This is a genomic window from Candidatus Erwinia dacicola (assembly GCF_001756855.1).
Taxonomy (GTDB): Bacteria; Pseudomonadota; Gammaproteobacteria; order Enterobacterales; family Enterobacteriaceae; genus Erwinia; species Erwinia dacicola.
Genome location: NZ_MAYS01000419.1, coordinates 1 through 5,375 on the forward strand (window position 1 = coordinate 1; position 5,375 = coordinate 5,375).

The following is a 5,375-nucleotide window of genomic DNA, read 5'->3' on the forward strand; positions in this document are numbered from 1 at the left end:
AGTATTAGTTGACCGCTACAATTTGGGCTAAGGTTTGGAGCCAGCCATTCAGCGGAAAGAGTTGCAGTGTTGAGCCTGATCGCGACTTTAGCCAGTATCATCATGTGGTTAAGCGGCTTCTGCTTTGAAAACAAAGGAATACACTCTAAATATCAGGCAAATACGGTGAAGCACAGGCGAGTTGTTTCATTGTTAAAGCTGGCAGAAAATGTATTTCGACATTCCCTGCTCATATTGAAAACCCTGTCGCTGGACTCGGGACTGAAGAAATTACAGCAAAGGTATAACGATATGATTTTGGTTTACTAAATTTTCTGGGATCCATCAGTAGAACCCCCCCCCATTTTTAAAGTATAGCCTCTAATTTATCCGGGGTGATTCAATACAGCGCAGGAGAATTTTGAAGGTTGTCACAAAGTTGATATATAACCTACATTTTACTGTCATCAAACTGTCCTATTTTGCCTCCAGCAGCAATCATTAATTAGACAAACACGGCAACTGACCTGACTTATCAATCCTGTGGAGGGAACATGACACTGATGCACAACACACTAGCTAAATTCGCCGCAGTAACCCTTTCTCTGAGCGCTGTTTCTGCCATGGCAGCGACGAATCTGACCGGTGCTGGCGGGACTTTCCCTGCTCCTGTGTATAACAAATGGGCTACGGAGTACAACAAAGAAACAGGCAACCAGGTTAACTATCAGGGGATTGGTTCATCCGGCGGCGTGAAACAGATCATTGCTAAAACCGTAGATTTCGGTGCGTCAGATGCGCCGATGAAAGACGAAGATTTAGCAAAAAATGGCCTGTTCCAGTTTCCGACAGTTATTGGCGGCGTGGTACTGGCAGTTAATATTCCTGGTATTAAATCTGGCCAGCTGACGCTGGACGGCAAAACCGTCGGTGATATTTACCTCGGCACCATCAAAAAGTGGAACGACCCGGCGATCGTCAAGCTGAACCCGGGCGTGAAACTGCCAGACTCCAACATTAATGTGGTGCGCCGCGCTGACGGTTCAGGCACCTCATTCGTCTTTACCAGCTACCTGTCAAAAGTGAACAGCGACTGGAAAGGCAAAATTGGCACGGGCAGCACCGTGAACTGGCCAGTCGGTCTGGGTGGCAAGGGCAACGACGGCGTGGCCGCGTTTGTTCAGCGTCTGCCAGGATCAATCGGTTACGTTGAGTATGCTTACGCCAAGCAGAACAGCTTGGCGTATACCAAACTGATGGATGCCGATGGCAAAGCGGTCGAGCCAAGCCAGCAGAGCTTCAGCGATTCGGCTAAGGGTGCCGATTGGAGCAAATCGTTTGCCCAAGATCTGACTTTCCAGAAGGGCGACAACGCTTGGCCAATCACTTCAACCACTTTTATTCTGGTACACAAAGAGCAGGCTAACGCTGAGAAAGGCGCTACCGTGCTTAAGTTCTTTGACTGGGCCTACAAAAACGGTGGCAAAACCACGACCAGCCTAGACTACGCAACGCTGCCGGATTCTGTGGTTGAGCAGATCCGTGTCGCCTGGAAAGCCAACGTAAAAGACAGATCAGGCAAAGCACTGTACTAAGCTAAGTCAGTATTTGTAGGGGCTGGGAACCACCGGCCTGTACTCCGGGCGGCAGCGATGCCGCCCCGACAACTTCACTTTCGAGACTGCTATGGCTGCAACCAAGCCGATATTCAAAGCTCCCGGCAAGCAAGGTGACATCATCTTCGGCGCACTGGTCAAACTGGCTGCGCTGATTGTGCTGTTGCTGCTTGGCGGTATTATCGTTTCCTTGCTGTTCTCCTCATGGCCGAGCATCCAGAAATTTGGTTTCTCCTTCCTGTGGACAAAAGAGTGGGATGCCCCTAACGAACAATTTAGTGCTCTGGTACCGATCTATGGTACCGTCGTGACCTCGATTATTGGCCTGCTGATCGCTGTCCCGGTCAGTTTCGGCATCGCACTGTTCCTGACTGAACTGGCGTCCACTTGGCTGCGTCGCCCGCTAGGCGTGGCGATTGAACTGCTGGCAGCGATCCCCAGCATTGTCTACGGCATGTGGGGGCTATTTATCTTCGCTCCGCTGTTTGCCACTTACTTTCAGCAGCCGGTTGGCGATATGATGGCGAACATACCGATCGTCGGCGCGCTGTTCTCCGGTCCGGCGTTTGGAATCGGTATTCTGGCCGCAGGGATTATCCTCGCGATTATGATCATTCCTTACATTGCCTCGGTAATGCGCGACGTATTCGAGCAGACGCCGGTGATGATGAAAGAGTCCGCTTACGGCATGGGCTGCACCACTTGGGAAGTAATCTGGCGCGTGGTGCTGCCGTTCACCAAGAACGGGGTGATCGGCGGCGTCATGCTTGGCCTTGGGCGTGCACTGGGTGAAACCATGGCGGTGACCTTTATCATCGGTAACACCTACCAGCTCGACAGCGCGTCGCTGTTTATGCCGGGCAACAGCATTACCTCAGCGCTGGCTAACGAGTTCGCCGAAGCCGAATCCGGCGTGCATACCGCGGCGCTGATGGAGCTCGGTCTGATCCTGTTTGTGATTACCTTTATCGTGCTGGCCTGTTCAAAACTTATGATCATGCGCCTCGCGAAAAATGAAGGAGCGCGCTCATGACCACTATGGGGATGCAGGCTCGCGCTGAGCTGTTAGCCTCACGCTGCAAAATGCAGGCGTGGCGACGCATGAAGAATTTCATTGCTCTCACCCTGTCGCTGCTGACTATGGCCTTTGGCCTATTCTGGCTGGTGTGGATCCTGTTTGTTACCGTCACCCGCGGTATCGACGGCATGTCGCTGTCGTTGTTTACTGAAAACACCCCACCGCCGAACACGGCGGGTGGCGGGCTGGCTAACGCCCTCGCGGGCAGCGGCCTGCTGATCCTCTGGTCTACGGTATTTGGCACGCCGCTGGGCATTATGGCCGGTATCTACCTTGCCGAGTACGGGCGTAAATCTTGGCTGGCAGAGATCACCCGTTTCATTAACGATATTCTGCTCTCCGCGCCGTCTATCGTCATCGGTCTGTTCGTTTACACCATCGTGGTGGCGCAGATGCAGCACTTCTCCGGCTGGGCTGGCGTGGCCGCGCTGGCGCTGTTGCAGATCCCGATTGTGATCCGTACCACCGAGAACATGCTGAAACTGGTGCCGGATAGCCTGCGTGAAGCGGCCTACGCGCTGGGTACCCCGAAATGGAAGATGATTTCGGCAATCACCCTGAAAGCCTCGGTTTCCGGCATCCTCACCGGCGTGCTGCTGGCGATTGCCCGAATTGCCGGTGAGACCGCCCCACTGCTGTTTACCTCACTGTCGAACCAGTTTTGGAGCACCGACATGATGCAGCCGCTGGCGAACCTGCCGGTCACCATCTTTAAGTTCGCCATGAGCCCGTTTGCCGACTGGCAGAGCTTGGCTTGGGCGGGCGTGCTGATTATTACGCTGTGCGTACTGTTACTGAACATCCTGGCTCGTGTGATTTTCGCCAAGAGCAAACATTAATACTGTGCCGCGCGGCTTAAAGATGCAGACTAAGTGAGATAAAAATGATGAGTAATTCCGCCAAGATGATTCAGGTTAGTGATTTGAACTTCTATTACGGAAAATTCCATGCGCTGAAAAATATCAATCTGGATATCACGAAAAACCAAGTGACGGCATTTATCGGCCCGTCAGGCTGCGGTAAATCCACCCTGCTGCGCACCTTTAACAAGATGTTTTCGCTCTACCCTGAGCAACGTGCGGAAGGCAAGATCCTGCTGGATGGTGAAAACATTCTCACCGCAAACCAAGATATCGCGCTGCTGCGCGCCCGCGTAGGCATGGTGTTTCAGAAGCCAACCCCGTTCCCGATGTCGATCTACGACAACATCGCTTTTGGCGTGCGACTGTTCGAAAAGCTGTCACGTGCCGATATGGACGAGCGCGTGCAGTGGGCACTGACCAAAGCCGCGCTGTGGACAGAAACCAAAGACAAGCTGCATCAGAGCGGCTACAGTCTCTCCGGTGGGCAGCAGCAGCGTCTGTGCATCGCACGCGGCATCGCTATCCGCCCCGAAGTGCTGCTGCTGGATGAGCCATGTTCGGCGCTCGACCCCATCTCTACCGGGCGCATAGAAGAGCTGATTACCGAACTGAAAGAGGATTACACCGTGGTGATCGTGACCCACAACATGCAGCAGGCTGCGCGTTGCTCCGACCATACGGCATTTATGTACCTCGGCGAACTGATCGAGTTCAGCGACACGGATACGCTGTTCACCAAGCCGCATCAGAAGCAGACTGAAGATTACATTACCGGCCGTTACGGTTGATTTGACTGGAGAACACAATGGATAGCCTGAACCTAAACAAACATATCTCCGGCCAGTTCAACGCCGAGCTGGAGCACATCCGCACCCAAGTGATGACCATGGGCGGCATGGTTGAGCAGCAGCTGACCGACGCGATCACCGCGATGCATAATCAGGACGGTGAGCTGGCGAATAAGGTAATCGAAGGCGATCACAAGGTCAATATGATGGAAGTGGAGATTGATGAAGCCTGCGTGCGCATCATCGCCAAACGTCAGCCGACCGCCAGCGACCTGCGTCTGGTGATGGCGATCATCAAAACCATCTCCGAGCTGGAACGCATCGGTGACGTAGCCGAGAAGATCTGCCGCACCGCGCTGGAAAAATTCACCCAGCAGCATCAGTCGCTGCTGGTGAGCCTAGAGTCGATGGGGCACCACACTATTGAGATGCTGCACGACGTGCTGGATGCTTTCGCGCGTATGGACCTGAACGCGGCGATTGAGATCTACTGCGAAGATAAGAAAGTGGACCAGGAGTATGAGGGTATCGTGCGTCAGCTGATGACCTATATGATGGAAGACCCGCGCACCATTCCCAGCGTGCTGACCGCGCTGTTCTGCGCCCGCGCCATCGAGCGTATCGGTGACCGCTGCCAGAACATCTGCGAAATTATTTTCTACTTCGTCAAAGGCCAGGATTTTCGCCACGTCGGCGGCGACCAGCTGGATAAGTTGATAACCGGTGACGACAGCGGCGAAAACAGTCTAGGCTGAGCAACCGGATAATAATTAAATCCGGTAAACCCCCGGCAAAGCCGGGGGACTCCGAAAGGTTTGACCCTTAAGTCAGTCGCGCGAATCTGAAATCTCCGCCAAAGAGATGAGGATTCGTGATGAAAGACTACCAGAGCTTAAGCCATACAAAATGGGACTGTAAATATCACGTGGTTTATATCCCCAAACGCTGGAATCAGCGGTTATATGGTGCACTGCGGCATGAATTGGGCAAGATATTCCATGAGCTTGCGAACCAGAAAGGTTGTCAGATTTTGGGGCACTGTTGCAAAGAT

Annotated in this window: 6 protein-coding genes and 1 pseudogene; all 7 read left to right on the forward strand. The window is 53.2% G+C overall.

The window, feature by feature from the left end; translation table 11 throughout:
• Positions 1-21 precede the first annotated feature (21 nt).
• Positions 22-309 (forward strand): annotated as a pseudogene (locus BBW68_RS11460) (IS4-like element ISEc60 family transposase); the annotation flags it as partial.
• 224 nt (positions 310-533) lie between these two features.
• The gene (pstS, locus tag BBW68_RS11465) at positions 534-1,574 is read left to right on the forward strand and encodes a phosphate ABC transporter substrate-binding protein PstS (protein ID WP_070135463.1); all 1,041 of its coding nucleotides are present in this window, start codon (positions 534-536) and stop codon (positions 1,572-1,574) included.
• Between the two features lie 91 nt (positions 1,575-1,665).
• The gene (pstC, locus tag BBW68_RS11470; RefSeq protein WP_070135464.1) at positions 1,666-2,628 is read left to right on the forward strand and encodes a phosphate ABC transporter permease PstC; all 963 of its coding nucleotides are present in this window, start codon (positions 1,666-1,668) and stop codon (positions 2,626-2,628) included.
• A complete protein-coding gene (gene pstA / locus BBW68_RS11475) occupies positions 2,625-3,512 on the forward strand; it encodes a phosphate ABC transporter permease PstA (protein ID WP_070135465.1) in 888 nt (295 codons plus the stop codon). The genes pstC and pstA overlap by 4 nt, the downstream gene beginning before the upstream one ends.
• Positions 3,513-3,556: 44 nt before the next feature.
• The gene (pstB, locus tag BBW68_RS11480; protein ID WP_070135466.1) at positions 3,557-4,324 is read left to right on the forward strand and encodes a phosphate ABC transporter ATP-binding protein PstB; all 768 of its coding nucleotides are present in this window, start codon (positions 3,557-3,559) and stop codon (positions 4,322-4,324) included.
• A 17-nt stretch (positions 4,325-4,341) separates the two neighbouring features.
• Complete coding sequence (gene phoU, locus BBW68_RS11485; protein WP_070135467.1) at positions 4,342-5,079, forward strand: phosphate signaling complex protein PhoU; 738 nt, start codon at positions 4,342-4,344, stop codon at positions 5,077-5,079.
• A 119-nt stretch (positions 5,080-5,198) separates the two neighbouring features.
• Positions 5,199-5,375 (forward strand): transposase (locus BBW68_RS16800; RefSeq protein ID WP_186821325.1); only part of this gene is annotated, 177 nt, incomplete at its 3' end.